Here is a 21,350-nt window from a genome sequence, read left to right as displayed (position 1 = left end):
CGTGGCCCGGCCCCCACCGGCCCGGGGGGAGCCGGGGTGGGGCCGGGCCACGTCTTCTTCGTACGGAGGGAACCACGCCGAGGGCGTGACGGGGGATGTGCTCCGCCCGTACGGATGGGTGTCAGGTCTTGGCGCGGAACTTGGCGATGGCCAGCGGGGCGGTGACCGCCGTGAGGCCCAGCGACCACACGAGCGTCCAGAGCACCGGGCCGGCCACCGGGCCCTCGCCCAGGGCGAGTCCGCGGGCCGCGTCGGCCATGTGCGTCAGCGGGTTGATACGGGTGAAGGCCTGCAGCCAGTCCGGCATGGTCGAGGGCGGCACGAAGATCGAGGAGCCGAATTGCAGCGGGGTCAGCACGAGGACGGAGAGCGCCTGGATGGCCTGTGCGGTGCGCAGGGTCAGCCCCAGCAGCATGAATATCCAGATCAGCGAGGTGCCGAAGACGGCGGTCAGACCGATCGCGGCCAGCAGGCCCGGCCAGCGTCCGCTGAAGTCGAAGCCGAGTACCGCGGCGACGATCAGCAGCACCGCGATCGCGACCAGCATCCGGCCGGTCTCCACCACGACCTTGGCCACCAGCACCGAGGAGCGGGCGATGGGCATGCTGCGGAAGCGGTCCATCAGGCCGGTACGGAAGTCGTCGTTGACGCCGGTGCCGACGGCCATCGCGATGGTCATCCCGAGGATCACCATCAGCCCCGGCACCAGAAAGGCGGTGTACTGCGCGCGGTCGCCGCCCGCGCCGATCGAGCCGCCGAAGACGAAGACGAACAGCACCGTCAGCACGATCGGCATCAGCAGCGCGTCGGTCATCGACTCCGGGTTCTGCCGGATCTGCAGAAGATTGCGGCGGACCAGCGCGCCCGTGTGCCGCGCCATGGCCCGCGGGCCTATCCGGCCTTCGTCGGTGACGGGCGCGGGCGGCTCGGGGCGGGGCAGGGCCTGAAACGACGTCACGGCTTCTCCTCCGGTCAGGCCCGGCCGCGGCGCTCGTCGAGCCACTTCTGCCAGTACGTGCGCCGGTCGCTGTTGGGGTGCGCGACGACGATGTCGCCCAGGACGGCGGAGCCGGTGATGCGGATGAGCGGGGTGACGGCTTCCGGGCCGGAGTGTTCCCGGGTCACATTGCGCAGATCTCCCAAGACCTTGCTGCAGTTCATCTCGACCCGGACGCCTTCCGGGAGCAGCAGATGGACATCGCCGACGAGCGCACGGGCCTCGATGGTCAGTTCGCCGGTCGACGGTGCCGGGGAGGCGCACAGGTCGAGGGTCAGATCCCCGAAGACTGCGGTCGCCTCGATGCCGTGTTCCAGGGAGGGGCTGTGGTGGGTGACATCGCCGAATACGGCGCGGAAGCTGCGCTGTCCGGTGGCGGAGGCCGATGACTCCGGGGGAGTCACATGCGGCAGATCCTCGCCGACGGACTGCAACTCCTCGCGGGTACGCGCGAGATATGCCGCCTCGGAACGCTCGGCCAGCTCTTCGAGGGTTAACCGGCCTTCCGCGGTGGCTTCCCTGAGCCGTTCGACCATGTCCTCGCGTTCGGCGTCCGAGGCCAGCACCGCGCGGGACGATGCCTGTGAGGGCGCCACATCCTTGTACAGATCGGGTCGTTGGGGCTGGGTCATGGGTGGTGCCTCCGCTGAGTCCGGCGGTGGTGGAGCGTTGATGCCTCATCCGACCACGTCACGCCGGGCGCGGGCATCGCCGTGCGGTACTACATCGAAAGGTTGACCCGCGGTGCCGGAGCACATAGTTCGGTGTACCGGTCAGCCGGTTTCCGGGTGCGGGCAGCGGCTCCGTCCGGAGGCGTTGTCCGCATTGTGCGCGCCCCTCGAAATGATCTCGGCAGGCCCGGTGAAGACCGGTGAAGGAATCCGAATATCGGTCGACTTCTTCTTGACTACTTGGTAAAGTGCCGAGCACTCATTGTGACTCGCGCCGATTTGGTGCAGTCGGCCGGAGTCATCCACTGTTCGAAATCCGGAGGGTTTGTCGAATGCCTGAGCTGGCGGACACCGGGCGGAGAATCAAAGAGCTTCGGGTCAGCGCGGGAATGACACAGCACGACCTTGCCGGGTCCGAAATGTCGTCGAGCTACATCTCACTCGTCGAACGCGGGAAGCGCATTCCCAGCGGCCGGGCACTCAAGATCCTGGCGCAACGCCTCGGGGTCGGCGTGGACGAAATATCCAGAACCGCCGAGCATGTCGAAACCACCAGCCGGGTCCGCCGGCTCGACCTCGTCGGACGATTGGTGGCGGCCCGCCGGCAATGGGAGGGCGGCGACGCCGAGGGCGCACTGCGGGAATTCCGCGCACTGGCCGAGATTGATCCGGCCGGCCGCCAGGACGACGTATTTACCGAGGCGCAGCTCGCCATTGCCGAAATACTGGGCACCCTCGGCCGCGCCGACGAGGGCGCCGAGGTCCTGCTGCGGATGCTGGACGCGCTCACCCCCGCCCCGTACGCCGAGGCCCGGCTGCGCGCCCTGATCGCGCTCGCCGATCTGCTGGAGTCGGCCGGCCGGGTCCAGGACGGGCTGCGCTATGCGCTCACCGGCTTCCTCGAATGCGCCGACCGGCGCCCCGGCACGGGCTTCCACTCACTGCTCGTCCTCGATGTGCTCACCCGCTGCGCCTATTGGAGCGGCTGCCCGGAGTGGGCCCCCGACACCGACCACTGCCGGCCCTCGGCGGACGGCGTGCTCCCCGGGCCGCGCGCCGCCATCGATCTGCACCGGGCGCTCGATCTGCGCGACCGTGGCGAGATGGAGCGCGCCGCCGCGCTGCTGGGCGAGTGCGCGCGCCGGGTCACCCCCACCGCCGGCTTCCCGCTCTGGGAGAAGATCAACGGGCATTACGCCCTGCTGTTGCTGCACCGCGGCGAGACGGCGGCGGCCCGCAGCATCGTCGAGCGCGGCCTGGTCGTCGCCTCGGTGACGCAGGAACCGGAATTCCCGCTCTGGCTGACGGCCGCTGATGCGGTCTGTGCGGAGGCGGCCGGCGACCCCGGCCGGGTTTTCGCGCTGGGCGAGGAGCTGGCCGCGCTCCCCGAGACCGGCCGCAGTCATGAGAAAGCCGCCGCGCTCCTGGAGATCGCGGCGGCGTGCGAACGGCTGGGGGACCGGGAAAGGGCGGCCGGACACTTCCGGTATTCCGCAGAGCTGTTCCGGCGGGCCCAGGCGTACCGACACGCCGAGCGGGCCCGGGAACGGCTGACGGACCTCATCGAAAAGCGGGACTGAAGGCCGGGGTGCCAAAAACCATGGCGCCGCAAATGCCGTTATTGCGCGCAATGCGCGCCTATTTTTTCGCCTTCTTTCCAAGCCCCAGAAGCGCGAACAAGGCTTCCGCGCCACCGACGATCGCCAGGACCAGCCCGGCCTTGTGAAGTGAGACGACCCCCGTATCCACTTCCTTTGTGGTCAGCCACAGGATCAGGCCGACGATCGCCAGAACAATACCTACCGCAATACCCTTCATGAGTTCCCCTCGTCCTTGTGATGTGTCGGAGCTACGTGTACGGACCAGCGTCCCGTCCGGCCGCGGCATTCGGATCATCCGCAGGTAGGCACTTCCCGCCCCGCCGCCTGTCACTTTCTATGTACTCCGGGCCCTACCAGGGGGTCGGCCGCCGGCCGGGAGGCCTACGCCGCCGCCCGCCGCCGCCTCGGTCAGGCCGCCCCGCCCACGCCGCCCCGGCCCCTGTTCCGCCGTGACCGCCGGCCTCATAGTCAATTTTCATGACTCTGTCAGTCATGCCTCTGAGAGCGTTTCCGCTGGTACGAGGCCTGCGTCCCGCATATGACAGGTTCCCCTGACTGACTCCCTCCGGCGCAACCTGTTGACAAGCCAATGACTCGGCTGTCATGTTTCTGGTCATGAGGACGCCCCGAGCGTGACAACGGGGCAGATAACTAGGAGGTGGCTTTCATGGAGGTACGTGCGGAACGGCGACGCGTTGTCGTCACCGGCACCGGCGTGGTGTCCCCCGTGGGAAACACCACCGCGGACTTCTGGGCCGCCCTGCTCGCCGGCCGCAGCGGCGTGAAGACCCTCACCCGCTTCGACACCTCCGGCCTCCCGGTCCGCATCGGCGGCGAGGTCACCGGCTTCGACACGACCGGCTACCTCACACCGCAGGAAGCCCGGCGCAGCGACAGCTTCACTCAGTACGCGGTGGTCGCTGCCGCCCAGGCCCTGCGCGCCGCCGGTCTCGACGAGCCGGCCGGCATCGACCCGTACCGCTTCGCCGCGGTGATCGGCTCCGGCTACGGCGCCGCCAACTCGATCCAGCAGCAGTACGACGTCCTGCAGCGGCAGGGATCGCGGCGGGTCTCCCCGTACCACTCGGTCCTCACCGCCATCGACCACCCGGCCAGCCTGCTGTCCATCAAGTACGGCATCGGCGGCCCCAGTTGCGCGGTGTCGGCGGCCTGCGCCACCGGCGCGGTGGCCATCGGCGAGGCGGCCGAACTGATCCGCCACGGCCGGGCCGATATCGCCCTGGCCGGCGGCGCCGACGACGCGCTCACCGCCGTCGACCTGGCCGGTACCGCCAACGCCCAGGCCCTCTCGCGCCGTAACGACGACCCCGAAGGCGCCAGCCGGCCCTTCGACCGGGACCGCGACGGCTTCGTGATGGCCGTCGGGGCCACCGTCCTGACGCTGGAGGAGGCCGGGCACGCCGAACGCCGTGGCGCACCCATCCTCGCCGAGGTGGCCGGCTACGCCGCCACCACCGACGCCCACCACGCCACCGCCCCCGACCCGACCGGAGCCGGAGCCATCCGCGCCATGCGCGACGCACTCGCCGACGCGGGCCGCACCCCCGAGGACGTCGGACAGATCAGCGCCCACGGCACCGGCACCGTGCTCAACGACCGTATCGAGGCCGCGGCGCTGCGCGAGGTGCTCGGCCCCGACCATCTGCGCCGTACGCCGATCACCGCCGTCAAGAGCATGACCGGGCACATGCTCGGCGCCTCCGGAGCCGCCGAGGCCGCCGCCGCGGTGCTCTCGCTGCAAGACCGCAAGATCCCACCGATCCGTAACTGCGACCACCCCGAGGAACCCGACCTCGATCTGGTCGTCAAGGGCGCCCGCGACTGGGACGGCGACGTGGTGCTGAGCAATTCATTCGGATTCGGCGGCCACAACGCCGTACTCGTACTCACCCGCTACACACGCTGAGGAGGGAGACGCACTGTGCAGGGACGACTGGTGACCTTGGAATGGCCCGGCGACGACGACTGGGCCGCGATCGCCTCCTGGCTGCGGCCCGGCTCGCCGGCGGCCGTACTCAGCGGCGACTGGGAACTACTGGGCGCGGCCGAGATCGAGCAGGCCAACCGCTCGGGGCGGGTCCACAACCTGGTGATCCGCACGAAGGACGGCGAGCGCATCGGCGCCGTCAGCTACCAGCGCAGCGGCCGGATCGGCGGCTACACCGTCGGCGGCGCGATCGGCAGCCCCGACCTGTGGCGCCGCGGCTATGGCGCGGAGGCCGTCGTCCTGCTCGTCGACTACCTCTTCCACCAGCTCGACGCGCACCGCGTACAGGTCACCACCGCCGGCTACAACAAGGGCATCATCCGGCTGATGACCAAGACCCCGTTCGTGGTCGAGGGCATCCTGCGGGACCACTGTTACCTCGACGGTCAGTACCACGACGCGATCGTGTGGGGACTGCTGCGCGACGAGCACTACGCCTCGCTCAAGCCCAGCGACGACAACCGCGTACTGGCCGTCGGACTCGACGACTTCATCCCCGAGGACGAGAAGTCCCAGGCCCGCGCCGTCCTCGCCGAGCATCTCGCGACGGCCGGCCGCCGTACCGCGCTGACGGCGTACCTGGACCACGACGCCACGCCCCTCCACGAGGCCGGGCCCCACGACGAGGACGGGCCCGCCGGCGCCGAGCGAGGTGCCGCATGAGAGACGGCGCCGAGAGCTTCGCCCTGGCCGACCGCACCTTCTTCGACTGGCCCGGCAACTGGAACACGGAAGCCACCCGCTTCCCCGCCCCGCCCCTCCCCGACGGCTGGACCCTCGACGAGAACGAGGCCTGGACCTTCTGCCGCCCGCCCGAGGACCAACTCCCCGACCAGGGCTGGAAGATCCACGTCAGCGCGGCCCCCGACGACGCCCGCCGCACCATCGCCGACGTCGCCGCCTACTGCACCCGGCACGGCCTGGCCTTCAAATACCTCAAGAGCGCCAACGTCCTGCGCGCCCTGAGCCGCAAATACGCCCAGCGCTCCTCCGCCGGCAAGCTGCTGACCGTCTACCCCGTGGACGAGGCCGACCTGGCCCGCACCCTCGAAGGACTGGACGCGATCGTCGGCGGCCGCCCCGGCCCGTACGTCCTGACCGATCTGCGCTTCCGCCAGGGCCCGCTCTACGTACGCTACGGCGGCTTCCGCACCCGCTACATGGAGGACGCCGACGGTGAGCTGGTGACGGCCTTCCGGCGCCCCGACGGCACACCCGAGCCGGACCGCCGTACGCCGGTCTTCCACACCCCCGACTGGGTCGCGATCCCCGACATCCTCAAGGACTCGCTCGCCGCCCGGCAGGCCGTGGACGACTTCCCCTACCGGATCACCGGGGCGCTGCAGTTCTCCAACGGCGGCGGCGTCTACCGCGCCGCACCGCTCGGCGCCGACGCCCTCGGCGCGGGTGAGACCGGCGTCGTCCTCAAGGAGGGCCGGCCCTACTCCGGGACCGACGGGGTCGGCCGCGACGCGGTCAGCCGGCTCGCCCATGAGCACCGGATGCTGGAGCGGCTGGCCGGACTCCCCGGGATCCCGCGCACCTTCGGCACCCTCCAGGTACGCGACCATCTCTTCCTGGTCCTGGAGGACATCGCGGGCCAGGACCTCCAGACCTGGCTCGCCGCCCACCACCCGCTGACCGTCCCCGACCCCGACGAACAGGCCGTCGCGGACTACCGTGACCGCGCGCTGGCCCTGCTCGGCCGGATCGAGGCGCTGGTCGCCGCCGTCCACGAACGCGGCATCCGGATCGGCGATCTGCACCCGGGCAACCTCATCATCAAGCCCGGCGACGAGCCCGTACTCCTGGACTTCGAGGTGGCCGACGAGATCGACCGGGCCACCCCGAGCAGCCTCGGTGCCCCCGGCTTCCACCGCGCCGATGCGATCGGCGCGGACGGCGACCACTATGCGCTCGCCGCCATCGGACTGTGGTTCTTCCTGCCGCTGGCCGCGCTCGGCGGCCTCGCCCCGGACAAGGCCCCCGCGCTGCTGGCCACCGCGGCCGAGCGCTACGGACTGCCGGACTCCCTGGTGTCGCGGCTGGCCCCGCAACTGGCCCCCAACGACGACACGACCTCCCCCCTCACCTCCTTGCCAGGCGCGTTCCCACCCTCCGGTGTGCTGGAATCCCTCGGCCGCGGGCTGCGCGACAGCGCCACCCCGCACCGTAAGGACCGGCTCTACCCCGGCGACTTCGAGCAGTTCGTCGAGGGCGGCGCGGGCTTCGGACACGGTGCGGCCGGCGTCCTGTGGACGCTGCACACCGCGCTCGGGCAGCGCGACGAGGAGGGTGTCGCCTGGCTGCGCGCCGCCGTCGACCGGGTCCCCGCCGAGCGGATCGGCTTCTATGACGGCCTCCACGGAATGGCGTACGTCTTAAGCGAGTTGGGGGAGGACGAGGCCGCCCGGCGCGCCCTCGACCGGGCCGACGGCCGGCTGGCCGTACGCCACTGCCCCAGCCTCTACCGCGGCCTGTCGGGCGTCGGCCTGAACCTGCTGCACTTCGCCGACGCGCTGGACAGCGACGCACTACGGCAGCAGGCACTCGGCCTCGCCGACCGCGTCACCCAGCGGCTGACCGCGGCCCGCACCGAACCGGTCGAGCGCAAGCGCCGACGCGGCTCGAAGGACGCCGCCGGCCTGATGTACGGCTGGTCGGGCGCCGCCCTCTTCCTCCTGCGCGCCCACCAGGCCACCGGGGACCCCGGGTTGCTGGACGAGGCGGTACACGCCGTCCACCGCGACCTCGCGCGCTGCTCGCCCGGTCCGCAGGACACCCTCCAGGTCGACGAGGGATTCCGGCTGCTGCCTTACCTGGACAACGGCAGCGCGGGGATCGCGCTGGTGGCGGCCGAGCTGCTGGAGCTGCGCGACGACGACCGGATCCGCGAGGCGCTGCCCGCCCTGCTGCGCGCCTGCGCCGCCGACTTCGTCATCGAGTCCGGCCTGCTGGGCGGCCGCGCGGGACTGCTCGCCACCCTGGCGACGCTACGCGACCGGGTGTCCTTGCCCCCGGAGGCGACCGAGCGCCATCTGCGCCGCCATCTGACCAATCTGGGCCAGCACGCCATGACGCGGAACGGAGCGGTGGTCTTCCCCTGCGACGGCCGCGCCCGGATCTCCATGGACCTGGCCGGCGGCAGCGCGGGAGTTCTGCTCGCGCTGTCCGCCACCGAACGGGGCACCCCGCTGCTCCCGTTCCTCACCGACTCGCGCTCCGCGGCAGCCGTTCACTCGGCGGCCCCGGGACGCGGCGGCGGCGCCACGAGCGCCGCCACCCTCGCCGCCCCGTCCGGGGCAGCGGGCACTNAGCCGTTCACTCGGCGGCCCCGGGACGCGGCGGCGGCGCCACGAGCGCCGCCACCCTCGCCGCCCCGTCCGGGGCAGCGGGCACTGCGCACCACGGAAGGGAGGTGTCGTAAATGACCATCATGGACCTTCAGGGCCTGGAGGTGCCGGGCGAGCGTGACGCTCAGGCGCTCGGCTCCACCGTCAGCGGCGGCTGCTGACGTGATGCCGGGCGGACCGCGCACCATCGTGCACGGTCCACCGGCTCCAGGTGTCCCGCAACGGCACCTGGTACGTCACCACCGTGATCATCCGTCACAACGAAGCATCGGAAGGGAGGTGTCGTAGATGACCATCATGGACCTTCAGGGCCTGGAGGTGCCGGGCGAGCGTGACGCTCAGGCGCTCGGCTCCACCATCAGCGGCGGCTGCTGACGCAGCTGACCACACAGTGCCTCAACACACGGTGTTCGGTCTCCACCACACACCGTGTAGCCACGGTACACACGTCTTTCGATCCGCGGAAGGGAGGTGTCGTAGATGACCATCATGGACCTTCAGGGCCTGGAGGTGCCGGGCGAGCGTGACGCTCAGGCACTCGGCTCCACGATCAGCGGCGGTTGCTGACACGGCGCCCGGTGGTCCCGTGCTTCGGCACGGGCCACCGGGCCCCTGTGTTTTACGGAGTTTCACGGACGGAGGCCCACGGACGGAGGCCAGTTGAACCACCACATGGGCCCGGCCCGCTCCCTCTGCGTCATCGGCTGTGGACCCCGCGGCGCCTCGATCGTCGAGCGGATCCTCGCCAACGTCCCCGCCCTGTACGGCGAGTGCCTCCTGGACCTGCACATCGTCGACCCGTACCCACCCGGCGCCGGCCGCACCTGGCGCACCGACCAGCCCGGCCTGCTGTGGATGAACTCCGCCGCCGAGCACGTCACCATGTACCCCGACGAGAGCGTGGACTGCGCGGGACCGCCGCGCCCCGGCCCCACCACCGCCGGCTGGCTCGACGCCCCGTTGCACGACGGCGCCTACGCCGCCCGCCGTGACCAGGGCCGCTATCTGCGGCACTTCTTCGAGACCGTGACCCGCCAACGGCCCGCCTCCGTACGGCTGTTCGTCCATCGCGCGCGAGTGATCGACCTGGTACGGACGGCCCCCGACGAGGCGCTCCCGGACGCACCGCCGGCCGGCCGCCAACAGGTGATCCTCGACTCCGGCGAACCCCCCTTCCTCGCCGACCGGGTGGTCTTCGCCCAAGGACACACCGAAACCCTCGCCGCCCCCACTCCGCCCGGCCTGCTGCGCATAGGCCCCGGCCCCGCCGACCCCGACGCGCTGGACCGCATCCCGCCCGGCGCGCCCGTCGTCGTCCGCGGCCTCGGCCTGGTCTTCATCGACTGCCTGGCGCTGCTGACCGAGGGCCGCGGCGGCCGCTTCGTCCGCACCCCCGACGGCGCGCTGCGCTATCTGCCCTCCGGCCGTGAGCCCCGGCTGTACGCGGGCTCCCGCCGCGGCGTACCGCTGCCCCCGAAACCGGCGCGCCCCTTGTCATCGGCCCTGCCCGCCCCGCCCGCTGGTCTGCGCTTCGCCACTGTCGACGCCTGCCGCGCCCGGCTGTCCAGGTCCGGCGCCTCCTTCGCCCGCGACGCCTGGCCGCTGGTGCTGGCCGAACTGGGCTGGTGCCACTACCGCGCCCTCTTCGCCGGGCAGCCCGCCCGTACCCGTATGACCTGGCAGGACTTCGACGCCCAGTACGCCCTGCTGATCACCGACGCCGACCGGCTGGCCAAACTCGCCCGCGAGGCGGTGCCCGACCCCGCGGACCGATTCGACCTGGACCGGCTGGCCGCGCCGCTGGCCGGTCTGCGGTGCGCCGACACCGACGACCTCCAGCGGCAACTGCGCGGTCACCTCGCCGAGGTCCTGCACCGCCGCACCGGACCCGCGCGCGGCGTCGAGACCGCACTCGTCGACGCCCTGCAACGGGTCGGCGCGGTCATCGAGGAGCTGTGGCGCGCCGGCGACCTGGATCCCGCCCAAGTCACCGAGGCACTCGGCCACTTCGCGATCGGCACGTACCTCAGCTCGGGCCCGCCGCCACTGCGCGCCGAGCAGCTGCTGGCGCTGGCGGAGGCGGGGGTGGTGACGTTCGTCGGGCCCGATATGCGGGTGGAGATCACGGCCGGCACCGAGGGGGCCCCGGGCCCCGCCGTCTTCCGCGCCACCGGCCCTGCTGTCTTCCGCGCCACCGGCCCCGCCCTCCCCGGCACCGTCCACGAGGCGAGGGTCCTCCTCGATGCCCGGCTGGCACCCCCCGACCCCGACCGGACCGCCGACCCCCTGCTGCACGCCCTGACGTCCCGGGGCGAACTGGTGCCGGAACGTGGCGCGGACGGGACCCCGAGCGGCCTGCTCCAGCTGTCCGGAGCGGGCCTGCACCCGGTCGACGCGTACGGCACCGAGCACCAGGACCGCATCATCGCGGGCCCGGCCCAGTTCCCCCGCCCGGGCACCAACGCCGTCTACTTCCGCCAGAACGACGCCATCGCACGCAGCTTGCTCGGCGGCGACTGAGCAGGGCGGAGGGCGAGGGTGTCGTTCTGGCGGAAGCGTTGAGCAAGCGGCGTCACCCCCACCACCCATCGGGCCGCCGCGGCCGGTGCCATTCCCGCCCAAAGTAATCAGCTCCTCCCAACTCCCCCCATTTATCACCCACTCACTCACACCCCTATTTGAAAATAAAAGGAACCGGCGACCGGTTTCCCCTCCGAGTGTCTCCGGCGGCGTTGTCAGTGCCGTATGCCAGAGTGGTCCGAGCAGTTGAGGTGAAAATCGGGGGAGGGGCCCGCTGTGTCATTGGCCGACGAGGTAGCGGCAGTTCACGCAGGACAACCGGATCCAGCCGCGCTGGTAGGTGAATTCCGGCGCACACATGTCTTGATTCCGACGGTCAATGACACGCTTCTCTCCACGGAGTTGGACGGCATCCGCTGGCTGTACGCCTTCACCGACGAAGAGGCCCTCTCTCGCTTCGCCCTATCCCGCGGCAGTGAGCCCGGCACCGCGTGGCAGTACGTGACCGCGTCCGGTGCCCGAGTCCTTGACGTGCTGATTCCCGCCATCGAGGGACCAACCGGGGTGGCTCTGGACGCGGGCAGTGAACAGGGCGCGCTCTTCCCGCCGGTGGCCGGAATCGTCCCCGACAGCGCCGCCATCGACGTATCGACGGCTGGAATATCGGACAACGCCGCACGGCACAGGGGAGAAGCGTAGGAATGGGTCTGATCGGCGGAGACGGGTACCAGGTCGAGCCTGAGGCTTTCGAGCAGCTCACCAAAGGCATCAAGGCCGCAACGGCCGAACTCAAAGAGCTGGGCTTTGATTTGGAAGCCCAACTTGGCCGCGGCTTCGACAAATTATCCCTGGACACCATGGAATGCGGCGACGACGGCCTGGCCGCCGTCCTCGACTCCTTCTGCGACCGCTGGGGCTGGGGCGTGCGCACGTTGATGCAGGACGCCAACGAATTCTCCAAGAAGCTGGGCATCACCGCCGGCATGTACTACGAGCAGGAGCAGTACGTCTCGGACACGCTGAAGCAGACCGCGAACGCAGCGATCGGCGACCCGTCCAAGACAGCCGAGCAGCTGCACAAGACGTCCTGGGGTGACATCGCCGCGGACAACCCCCTCAACGCCGACTTCGACCCGATGTCCCAGGAGTCGATGGAGTCGCATCAGCGGATGGTGGATACGGCCGACAAGACCGCCGAAGACTTCCATTCGATCCCCGACCGGATCACCCACCCGCTCGACGATCCCGCCGAGGTCACAACCAAGTTCCACGAGCCGAAGGGTGCGCAGGGTCAGGGGGGTGGCAACAAGTGAGCTGGGTCAGCGATGGTTTGAACGCGATAGGTGACGGCGCGAGCAAGTTCACCGATGCCGTCGAGCGCGGCGCGGGCGAGCTGGTCGAGCACGGCTCCGACCTGGCCGGCGACGCGCTGGAGACCGTCGGTCTCGACGACGCCGGACACGCCGTCCGCTCCGCCGGCGCCGACCTGGCCGGCGCCCTGGGCGCCCACGTCGATGAACGGCAGCTCGGTGAGACCGAAGACCCCAAGGAGCTCATCCACGGCGACGTCGAGAAGATCAACGAGACGGCCTCCCACCTGAAGGACTTCTCGGCCGCCTTCGACCGGGTCGCCAACGGCATGCGCAAGCTCGGCTCGGGCCACCACTGGAGCGGCAAGGCCGCCGACGCCTTCCGCGAGGCGTTCGACATGCACCCCAAGCAGTGGATGCACGCCGCCGATGCCTGCGACGACGCCTCCAAGGCCCTGAAGTCGTATGCGGAGACGGTGACCTGGGCGCAGGGCAAGGCCGTCGACGCGATCGAGAAGTACCGCAAGGCACAGCAGGCCGCCGAACGCGCCCGGAGTGCGTACGAGTCCCAGTACGACAGCTACCGGGAGCGTCATTCCGCGTACGAGTACCTCGCCTCACGGGGCACCGACGCGGGCGCCGAACCGCAGGCTCCCTCCGACCCCGGCGACGTGGGCAAGGAGGGCCGCGAGGCCGCCGAAGACATCCTCAAGGACGCCCGCAGCCAGCGCAACGAAGCCGCCGACCGGGCTCGTAACGCCATCAAGGGCGCCTTGGCCCACGCCCCGGACAAGCCCGCGTTCACGGAGCTGGCGGGCGCAGCCATCAAGGACGGCGGTGAAGCGTTCGTCCTCGCGCACGTGCATATGGCCGGCGGCGCTCTCAAGGCCGGGGCCGACACCCTCAAGCTGGCCCGGACGATCAATCCACTGGACCCCTACAACATCACCCACCCCTGGAAGTACTCGGCCAACACCGCCACCCTGCTCATGGGCCTGGCCCAGGCCGGCCTCCACCCCATCGACACGGCCAAGGGCATGCTCGGCTCGGGCTGGGGCAGCGACCCGTTCGACTCGTTCAGCGCTGCGATCGTCAACGCGGTCGGCGGCAAGGGCGCGGGCGCACTGGCCAAGGGGGTGGCGAAGGCAGGTGCGAAGAACGCCGCCAAGGCCGCCGCGCGGACGGCTGCCAAGGAGGGCGGCAAGCGCACCGTCCTGGACCGGCTTCGCACCGGCTGGTGCAAGACCTTCGGCAGCGACCCCATCGACATGGCCACCGGCCGCATGCACCTGCCGCAGACCGACATCACCCTCCCCGGCAGCCTCCCGCTCTCCTTCACCCGCACCTTCGAGTCGTCCTACCGTCAGGGCCGCTGGTTCGGCCCGACCTGGATGTCCACCGTCGACCAGCGCCTGGAGATCGACGCCGAGGGCGTCATCCTCATCGGCGAAGAGGGCAACTTCCTCCTCTACCCCCACCCCGCGGTCGGCGTCCCCACCCTCCCCATCGAGGGCGACGGCGCACCCCTCGAACTCACCCCGGACGGCGACTACCTCCTCACCGACCCGGTCACCGGCACCCGCCGCTACTTCACCACCTACACCGAAAACCTCGCCGTCCTCGACGAGATATCCGACCGCCGCGGCAACCACCACACCTTCGACTACACCGAAGACGGCACCCCCACCGCCATCACCCACAGCGCCGGCTACCGCCTCCTCCTCACCACCGACCAGGGCCGCATCACCGCCCTCCACCTGGCCGGCGCCGCCCCCGACGGCAGCGACCAACTCCTGGTCACCTACGGCTACGACGACCTGGGCAACCTCACCACCGTCACCAACGCCTCCGGCCTCCCCCTCCGCTTCACCTACGACGAAGCCGGCCGCATCACCTCCTGGACCGACACCAACAACAGCAGCTACCACTACGCCTACGACGAAGCGGACCGCTGCACCTCACAAGGCGGCATCGAAGGCCACCTCCGCGCCAACTTCACCTGGGGCGACCCCGACCCAGGGACAGGGCTACGCACCAACCTGCACCGCAACTCCCTGGGCCAGGTCATCACCTACCAGGTCAACGACCACCACCAGATAGTCGCGACCACCGACCCCACCGGCGCCACCACCCGCACCGTCCGCGACACCAAGCACCGCATCCTGGCCACCACCGACCCTCTGGGCCGCACCACCCACATCACCTACGACGACCAGGGCCGTCCCACCGCCGTCACCCTCCCCGACGGCACGACCTCCACGACCACCTACAACGAGCTCGGCCTGCCTCTGACCGTCACTGGGCCGGATGGCACCACCTGGACCTACACCTACGACGCTGGCAGCAACCGCACCTCAACCACCGACCCCACCGGCGCCACCACCACCTACACCCATGACACCCGAGGCCACCTCTCCTCGATCACCGACGCCCTCGGCAACACCACCCGTCTCTACTGCAACAAAGCCGGCCTCCCGGTATCAGTCACCGACCCTCTCGGCGCCACGACCCACTACCGCCGCGATGCCTTCGGCCGCACCACGTCCTTCACCAACCCCCTGGGCGAGACCACCCACTACATCTGGTCTGTCGCGGGGAAACTCGCTGTCCGCATCGATCCCACCGGCGCCACGGAGGAATGGACCTACGACGGCGAGGGCAACCGCCTCACCCACTCCAACGCCATCGGCCAGACCACTCACTTCGAATACGGCCACTTCGACGTGCTCACGGCCCGCACCGACCCCGACGGCAGCCGCCACGAGTTCACCCACGACACCGAACTACGACTCACCCAGGTCACCAGCCCCCAAGGCCTGACCTGGAACTACACCTACGATCCAGCTGGCCGCTTGATATCCGAGTCGGACTTCGACGACCGCACCCTCACCTACACCCACGACCTCGCCGGGCAACTGGTCACCCGCACCAACACCCTCGGCGAGACCACCACCTATACCCGCGACACGCTCGGCCGCATTACCGAGAAGAACGCCGCTGGACTGACCACCACTTACACCCAGTCCCCAACCGGCCAGCTCCTCCAGGCGGCTAACCCGGACGCCACCGTCACCTACACCCGCGACATCCTGGGGCGCGTTACCGCGGAAACGGTCAACGGCCGCACCATGACGTTCACCTACGACGCCCTGGGCCGCCGTACCTCCCGCACCACCCCCACCGGCCACACCACCACTTACACCTACGACCCGGCCGGCAACCGCACCGCCCTCAACACAGGCGTTCACACCCTCACCTTTGACCACGATGCCGCCGGCCAAGAACTCAGCCGCAGCATCGGTGACCACCTCACTTTCACCAACACCTGGGACCCCACCGGCCGTCTGTCCACCCAATCCCTCACCACCGCAGGCACTGGCACCCTTCAATCCCCTCCGGGAACAGCCCAAGCGCCCAACCCCGTCGCCGAAGCCCAACGCCGCCTCTACCGTGCCTACACGTACCGCCCCGATGGCAACCTCATCGCCATCGACGACTCCCACACCGGCCCCCGCACCTTCGACCTCGACCGCGCCGGTCGCGTCACCGCTGTCCACGCCACCGACTGGACCGAGACCTACGCCTATGACGAAGCCGGCAACCAAACCCATGCCACCTGGCCCGACCACCACGCCAACCCCTCAGCCCGAGGCGACCGCACCTACACCGGCACCAACATCACCCGCGCCGGCCGCATCCGCTACGAACACGACCCTCTCGGCCGCGTCGTTCTCCGCCAAAAAACCCGCCTCTCCCGCAAACCCGACACCTGGCACTACACCTGGAACACCGAAGACCGCCTTACATCAGTGGTCACACCGGACGGTACGACGTGGCGCTACCTCTACGACCCATCCGGACGCCGAATAGCCAAACAGCGTCTGGCCCCCGACGGGAGAACAGTCCTCGAACAGACCGACTTCACCTGGAACGGCCCCACACTCACTGAACAAACCACTCACACCGCAGGCGCTCCCGAATCTATAGCCCTTACCTGGGACCACCAAGGGCTCACCCCTCTCACCCAAACTGAACGCAAGACGACAACCGCAGACCTGACCCATGCACGCCAGCAGGTCATCGACCAACGCTTCTTCGCAATCGTCACCGACCTCGTCGGCACACCTACGGAACTAGTTTCAGAGGATGGCGCTCTCGCCTGGAATACCAAGGCCACGCTTTGGGGCACCACGACCTGGAACCGCACAGCTACAGCGCACACGCCACTTCGCTTGCCCGGGCAATACTTCGACGCCGAGACTCAGCTCCACTACAACTTCCACCGCCAATACGATCCTACGACGGCGCGCTACCTCAGCCCCGACCCCCTCGGCCTCGAACCGGCTCCCAACCCCGTCGCTTACGTCCAGAACCCCCATACTTGGACCGACCCCCTCGGGCTAAGTCCATGCCATCACGAATTCCACACTGTGCAAGATCCTGCGAACGCACATCGCCTGCGGGGAGACGGCACACCATGGCCGACTGAGGACATTAGGGGGCAATATGGAGAAGGCGTATATTCATGGGGATCCAGAGCTGAAGCTGAGAGCTATGCCGAACGCTTGCGTGGACGCGGAGCTGATGTTGAAATCCTAACCTTCAGGGTGACCGCAGATGATTTCGCAGCTATGCGCAAGGCAGACATCGTTGACATGAGCCCCAGTCAAGCTGAGGATTTCGTGGATCGGCATAGCCGGCTGTACGGAGACGGAGTGCCGCACGACTACGAATACATACGGGGCCACACTGGAATGGGGTATGAGCATTACTTCAATAAGTCCATATTCCACTTGCTGAAGTTTCGAGATTAAGGTGCAATCATGGGCAACGTTTTCAAGTACCGCAAGCGCACTGCTGTAGGCGGCCTGGCGGCCGACTTGGCCGCCGATGCAATTCCTGCTCCCGACGATCGAGCCGGCAGTGTCCTGATTCATCGAAATGTTTTGCTAATCATGCCGAGTCAAGGGTTGCACTGGTTGGACTGCGCATGGCTATCGTTCGGACTTTCGCTTCATGCCGAGCGTCTATCTGCATTGCGTCCTGACGGCATTGCCATCAAAGTCTGTTCTTACAGTTACCCCTTGAGCGACTATCGCCCGGAGGTCGCAGCGCTGACAATGGATGGGTGGCTGCGTCAAGAATTCGGCCTTCCCGACATCGGAATTCGAGTAGATTTCACCCCGGCTACCTCGGACTATTCATTCAAATGGGGTCAAGTGGGACGCCCATTTTCTGAACAGATCATTTGAATTGGTGTTGCTGGCAAGATCATCGGATGTGGCCGGTGAGGCGATTGGAGGCGATCTCTCCGCACGAGTCGGGTACGCCCGTCATCTCGTGGCACGCCGGGCTGCTACGGCGTCTGTGTAGAGCTCTGTCGTGAAGTCGTCTGTGTGGATGCCGAGTTCACCCATGGTGGAGCGGACATCGTCAAGCGCTGATGAGAGTTCTTTCTCTTCCGGAACCATGGTCTCGACTTCCAGAAAAGTTCCGTCGATCTCCGGAACTTGGACCAGCGTGGCGAGAAAGCTGCGCCCATGAGAACTGAACTCGTAGTTCTGGCATCGTTTCTGGAATGAGATTGCCGGTACGTATCCGAGTCCGTGCAACATAGCGTGAACGGCCTCCGGGTTGTCCACGCGCGTTTCGTGCTCCGGCTTCGAGCCGGAAGTCGAATCAATCCGGGCGCCCTTGTATGTGAGAAGGGATCGTGTCGAGTTCGGCCCGTGGATCGTGCGGACCCTCAATTCTTGATCCTGTGAGCCGAGGCTTCCCGACGGGTCGTCATAGTAGGTGTCTTGATAGACCTCGGCCCGCCCCTCCACCAATCGGTCAAGCTGCCCCCTGACGTACTCGGGGTCGTGGACACGTGCTTTCAGCTCTGCTTCAATCACCGCACGATCCTCCGCTCAGACGGTTCGGTTTCCTGTTTCGACCATGGACGTGAACATTCGCTGAAACCCTCGATACAGCGGGCCGTTTGGCGTCTCCATCACCTTGTAGGTAGCCGATTCGTGTCCTTCCCAGCCGACATCGAAGGACGAGACGAACAGAGTGTCGTCCAGCCTGATAATGCGCCATGTTGGACGCATCTCGTAGCGGTAGACCTGAAGGTCGCAAACGCTCGACAGCTCACGCAAGCGAGCCTCGGCCAGTTTGACGCCGCTGGCGAGCGATTCAGCTGATTCCCCGATTTCGGCCGCGCGCACGGCAAGGGCGGGCGATCCAGGGTCAAGCAACAACACGCGAAGTTGCAGTGTCTGCTGCCCTTCTCGCCGAGTGAGTGACGAACGGAGCAGGGAGTCCTTCAGGCCGACAAGGCCGAGTCCGCGCACGGCCAGGACGTCCAACTGTCGAGCTGACGCGGCAAGTTGCTGGATGTCCTGGGAGGCGGCGGCTTGAGTGGCATACACCTGGACGACTTCCGGGAATGTGGCCAGATCGAACGCCCGCTCGCCGCTGCGCGTGTCACGCGCCGGTGCAAGGCCGAGCAAATGCCGGGCGTCGTCAGGCATGTTCAGCCCGTCTGCGATCCGCTCGTACACGTCAAGGCGCGTGATCTCTCGTCGTCCGTTGATGACCTCGTTCACCCGGGCCTGTGTCATGGCTACAGCTGTGGCAATCCTGGCCTGGCTCGCCCCGCCGTATTGCTGGACGCGGCGGAACACCGCGCCTATGTCGCGTTCCCGTAAGGCTTCGCGAACTTCGGTCCGCTGCCAAGCCCACTCGGGCAATGCGATTGGTGCGAGTGCCGTCGCCATGATTCTCCCCCGGTATCGCGGTGGGATGAAGAGTCATCTCACGGTGAGATTACCGCCGGGATATGGGCCCATGCCGTCCTTGCGCGGAATCCTGACCAAACGAGTACGACAGACCCCCGCGACCGTGGCGACGGCCCGGGGGAATGGCCATCAACCCCGGGAGGTTGACGACGTGCCCCAAACTATCGCGAGCCTGGCCGTGCTGCTGGTGCGGCTGTTACTGCCCGCGCGAGGGCGTCACCGGTCCGCCGGCTCGTTGCACGCCGTGAGGTGCGAGGAGGCAGTGACACTCGTGCTTCCTTGCGTGCCCGCCGGGCGGGCGGGGCTGCTGCGAGGGGAGGACGCGGCCCTGATCCGGCCGTACGTCCTCACGCCGGGGGAGCGGCAGGAGCGGCGGTTGCAGTATGGGCGGCGTCAGCGGGCGCTGTGGTTCGCAGCGCACGGGGGCGACGCCGGGCCGGGCTGGATTCCCGGGGTGGAGGTGGCGGGCTGATGAGACCCACTGACACCATGCGGCTCCTGCCGTGGCTGAGCCCGGACGGGAAGCCGTGTTTCCTGGCAGGCGATGGGACGGGGTTCGTGTCCCGTCTTGCTGATGACGTGGAGGCGGCGCAGCTTGACGAAGCCGCCGAACTCATCGAGGAAGCGCGCCGAGTCCTTGATGCGCGGACGTGGACGCCCGGAGAACTGCACCTACTGGCCGTTGAATTGACCACGGTCCTCGCCAACGTGCGCCGGGTGGCGGAGAGCCGGGGCGGCCTCCTGCCCGCGTCGGACGACGACGGCCCCGTCGTGGACGATGCCGATGACGCCCTGGACGACGGTGATGAGGCCCTGGACGACGGCGACCGCGGCGGGCCGCGGCTCCCGGCGGAGGCGTTCGGATGAGCCGGGCACGGGTTACGGGTGCGTGGTCGCGGCTGCGCTACTGGGCGGAGGAGGCTTGGGGACGGCACGTGAGTCAGCGGGAGCTGTACCGGCTGCTTGATGGTGTGCGTGCGGAGTGCAAGGGCCGTACTGCGTGGGTGGATGAGCTGACCGAGGGGGATCAGGCAGGGTTTCTGCGCAGGCTCGGTGGGCGGGTCCGGTCCGATCGGGCGCAGGAAGCCGGGGGTGGGCTGTGAGGGCAGGGGCGGTGTGGACAGGACTGGCATCGACACAGCCGGCATAGACGCGGCCGTCGCCGACGCGGCTGGCGTGGACACGGCTGGCGTGGACACGGCCGTCGTCGACGCGGCTGGCGTGGGCCGTCGTCGACGCGGCTGGCGTGGACACGGCCGTTGTTGACACGGCTGGCGTCGACACGGGCGGGGCCGGCCGGGGCGCCGGGGAGCAGCACCCCCCGGGCCCGTGCCGTGGTCGTTACTCCCGTAACGCAACCCCGTGCTGCTGCGCCAGAATCGCCGCCTGTACGCGGCTGCGCAGGTTCAGTTTCGACAGGATGCGGCTGGTGTGGGTTTTGACGGTGCCCTCGGCGAGGTTGAGGGTTTCTGCGATGGCGCTGTTGGCCAGGCCGCGGGCGATGCAGGCCAGGACCTCCAGCTCGCGTTTGGTGAGGGTGTCGAGGGCCTGGGCCGCGCCGTCCGGCAGTGAGGGGCTCGCGGAGGGGGGCCGGCCGGCGAACTCGGTGATCAGGCGGCGGGCGATGGCGGGGGTGAGGAAGCCGTCGCCGTGAGCCACCTCGCGCACCGCGCTGACCAGTACGGCCGGTTCGGCGTTTTTGAGGATGAAGCCGCCGGCGCCGGCCCGGAGTGCTCCGAAGATGTACTCGTTGAGGTCGAAGGTGGTCAGGACCAGTACTTCGGCGAGTTGACGCTCGACGATCCGGCGGGTTGCGGCGACGCCGTTGAGCTGTGGCATCTGGACGTCCATCAGGACGACGTCGGGGCGTAGTTCGGCGGCCATGCGGACCGCCGTCTCGCCGTCGCCGGCCTCGCCGACGACCGTGATGCCCGGGTCGGTCTGCAGGACCAGGACCAGGCCGGAGCGCACGGCGGCCTGGTCGTCGGCCACCAGGACGCGGATGCCCGCGGCACCGGCTTCGGGAGACCTTCCCACCGGGCACCCCACCAGTTCGTCCACCGGCTCGTCCATCACTAGCTCCTTCACTGGCTGCTCCACTGGCT

General features: G+C 68.8%; 19 protein-coding genes and 1 pseudogene. 14 read left to right on the top strand and 6 right to left on the bottom strand.

The features are described from left to right. Positions 1-121: 121 nt before the first annotated feature. Together DY245_RS05015 and DY245_RS05010 are read right to left on the bottom strand one after the other, a co-directional pair. Positions 122-880: an ABC transporter permease gene (locus DY245_RS05015; protein ID WP_128503928.1), complete on the bottom strand. Its 759-nt coding sequence runs from the start codon at positions 878-880 to the stop codon at positions 122-124. 92 nt (positions 881-972) lie between these two features. Further along, positions 973-1,629, bottom strand: coding sequence for a DUF1707 SHOCT-like domain-containing protein (locus tag DY245_RS05010; protein WP_128503916.1), 657 nt, complete (start codon positions 1,627-1,629; stop codon positions 973-975). Positions 1,630-2,000: 371 nt separating this feature from the next. On the opposite strand from DY245_RS05010, the gene DY245_RS05005 reads away from it, so the two are divergent. After that, positions 2,001-3,248, top strand: coding sequence for a helix-turn-helix domain-containing protein (locus tag DY245_RS05005; protein WP_128503914.1), 1,248 nt, complete (start codon positions 2,001-2,003; stop codon positions 3,246-3,248). Positions 3,249-3,306: 58 nt separating this feature from the next. Here the strand turns inward: DY245_RS05005 and DY245_RS05000 are convergent, their stop codons facing one another. Beyond that, positions 3,307-3,486, bottom strand: coding sequence for a DUF5708 family protein (locus DY245_RS05000; protein ID WP_128503912.1), 180 nt, complete (start codon positions 3,484-3,486; stop codon positions 3,307-3,309). Positions 3,487-3,936: 450 nt separating this feature from the next. Between DY245_RS05000 and DY245_RS04995 the strand changes: the two genes are divergently transcribed. From DY245_RS04995 to DY245_RS04960, 11 genes and pseudogenes are all read left to right on the top strand, one after another. After that, the gene (locus tag DY245_RS04995) at positions 3,937-5,196 is read left to right on the top strand and encodes a beta-ketoacyl-[acyl-carrier-protein] synthase family protein (protein ID WP_128503910.1); all 1,260 of its coding nucleotides are present in this window, start codon (positions 3,937-3,939) and stop codon (positions 5,194-5,196) included. A 30-nt stretch (positions 5,197-5,226) separates the two neighbouring features. Next, on the top strand, positions 5,227-5,940 hold the full coding sequence (locus DY245_RS04990; protein WP_181923522.1) for a GNAT family N-acetyltransferase: 714 nt from the start codon (positions 5,227-5,229) through the stop codon (positions 5,938-5,940). Beyond that, positions 5,937-8,591: pseudogene (gene lanKC, locus DY245_RS48140) on the top strand (class III lanthionine synthetase LanKC); the annotation flags it as partial. The gene DY245_RS04990 and the pseudogene lanKC, both read left to right, overlap by 4 nt. A gap of 113 nt (positions 8,592-8,704) precedes the next feature. Continuing rightward, a complete protein-coding gene (locus tag DY245_RS48135) occupies positions 8,705-8,791 on the top strand; it encodes a class III lanthipeptide (RefSeq protein ID WP_199838955.1) in 87 nt (28 codons plus the stop codon). Between the two features lie 127 nt (positions 8,792-8,918). Beyond that, entirely contained in the window at positions 8,919-9,005 is an 87-nt protein-coding gene (locus DY245_RS48130; protein WP_218039239.1) for a class III lanthipeptide, read from the top strand. 105 nt (positions 9,006-9,110) lie between these two features. Beyond that, positions 9,111-9,197, top strand: a complete 87-nt coding sequence (locus DY245_RS48125) for a class III lanthipeptide (protein ID WP_218039239.1) — start codon at positions 9,111-9,113, stop codon at positions 9,195-9,197. A 93-nt stretch (positions 9,198-9,290) separates the two neighbouring features. Continuing rightward, complete coding sequence (locus tag DY245_RS04980; RefSeq protein ID WP_128503903.1) at positions 9,291-11,150, top strand: FAD/NAD(P)-binding protein; 1,860 nt, start codon at positions 9,291-9,293, stop codon at positions 11,148-11,150. Positions 11,151-11,426: 276 nt separating this feature from the next. After that, positions 11,427-11,849: an SseB family protein gene (locus tag DY245_RS04975; protein ID WP_128503901.1), complete on the top strand. Its 423-nt coding sequence runs from the start codon at positions 11,427-11,429 to the stop codon at positions 11,847-11,849. Positions 11,850-11,851: 2 nt separating this feature from the next. Next, positions 11,852-12,463 carry a hypothetical protein gene (locus tag DY245_RS04970; protein ID WP_128503899.1) on the top strand — a complete coding sequence of 204 codons (612 nt, stop codon included), beginning with the start codon at positions 11,852-11,854 and terminating at the stop codon, positions 12,461-12,463. Positions 12,464-12,480: 17 nt separating this feature from the next. Then, complete coding sequence (locus DY245_RS47455; RefSeq protein WP_280524950.1) at positions 12,481-17,274, top strand: putative T7SS-secreted protein; 4,794 nt, start codon at positions 12,481-12,483, stop codon at positions 17,272-17,274. A 9-nt stretch (positions 17,275-17,283) separates the two neighbouring features. Continuing rightward, positions 17,284-17,712, top strand: coding sequence for a hypothetical protein (locus DY245_RS04960; protein WP_128503895.1), 429 nt, complete (start codon positions 17,284-17,286; stop codon positions 17,710-17,712). An 81-nt stretch (positions 17,713-17,793) separates the two neighbouring features. Here the strand turns inward: DY245_RS04960 and cyaB are convergent, their stop codons facing one another. Both cyaB and DY245_RS04950 read right to left on the bottom strand, forming a co-directional pair. Further along, positions 17,794-18,357: a class IV adenylate cyclase gene (gene cyaB, locus DY245_RS04955; RefSeq protein WP_128503893.1), complete on the bottom strand. Its 564-nt coding sequence runs from the start codon at positions 18,355-18,357 to the stop codon at positions 17,794-17,796. Between the two features lie 15 nt (positions 18,358-18,372). After that, positions 18,373-19,224, bottom strand: a complete 852-nt coding sequence (locus DY245_RS04950) for a helix-turn-helix domain-containing protein (RefSeq protein ID WP_128503891.1) — start codon at positions 19,222-19,224, stop codon at positions 18,373-18,375. Between the two features lie 283 nt (positions 19,225-19,507). Between DY245_RS04950 and DY245_RS04945 the strand changes: the two genes are divergently transcribed. Both DY245_RS04945 and DY245_RS04940 read left to right on the top strand, forming a co-directional pair. Continuing rightward, a complete protein-coding gene (locus DY245_RS04945; RefSeq protein WP_128503888.1) occupies positions 19,508-19,717 on the top strand; it encodes a hypothetical protein in 210 nt (69 codons plus the stop codon). Further along, a complete protein-coding gene (locus DY245_RS04940; protein ID WP_128503886.1) occupies positions 19,717-20,112 on the top strand; it encodes a hypothetical protein in 396 nt (131 codons plus the stop codon). The genes DY245_RS04945 and DY245_RS04940 overlap by 1 nt, the downstream gene beginning before the upstream one ends. 474 nt (positions 20,113-20,586) lie before the next feature. Here DY245_RS04940 and DY245_RS04935 read toward each other — a convergent pair whose 3' ends face one another. After that, entirely contained in the window at positions 20,587-21,318 is a 732-nt protein-coding gene (locus DY245_RS04935) for a response regulator (RefSeq protein WP_128503884.1), read from the bottom strand. Positions 21,319-21,350: the final 32 nt, after the last annotated feature.

This window comes from Streptomyces inhibens (assembly GCF_003389455.1).
Taxonomy (GTDB): Bacteria; Actinomycetota; Actinomycetes; order Streptomycetales; family Streptomycetaceae; genus Streptomyces; species Streptomyces inhibens.
The sequence above is the reverse complement of the archived record's forward strand: the minus strand, read 5'-3'. Positions and strand labels throughout refer to the sequence as shown.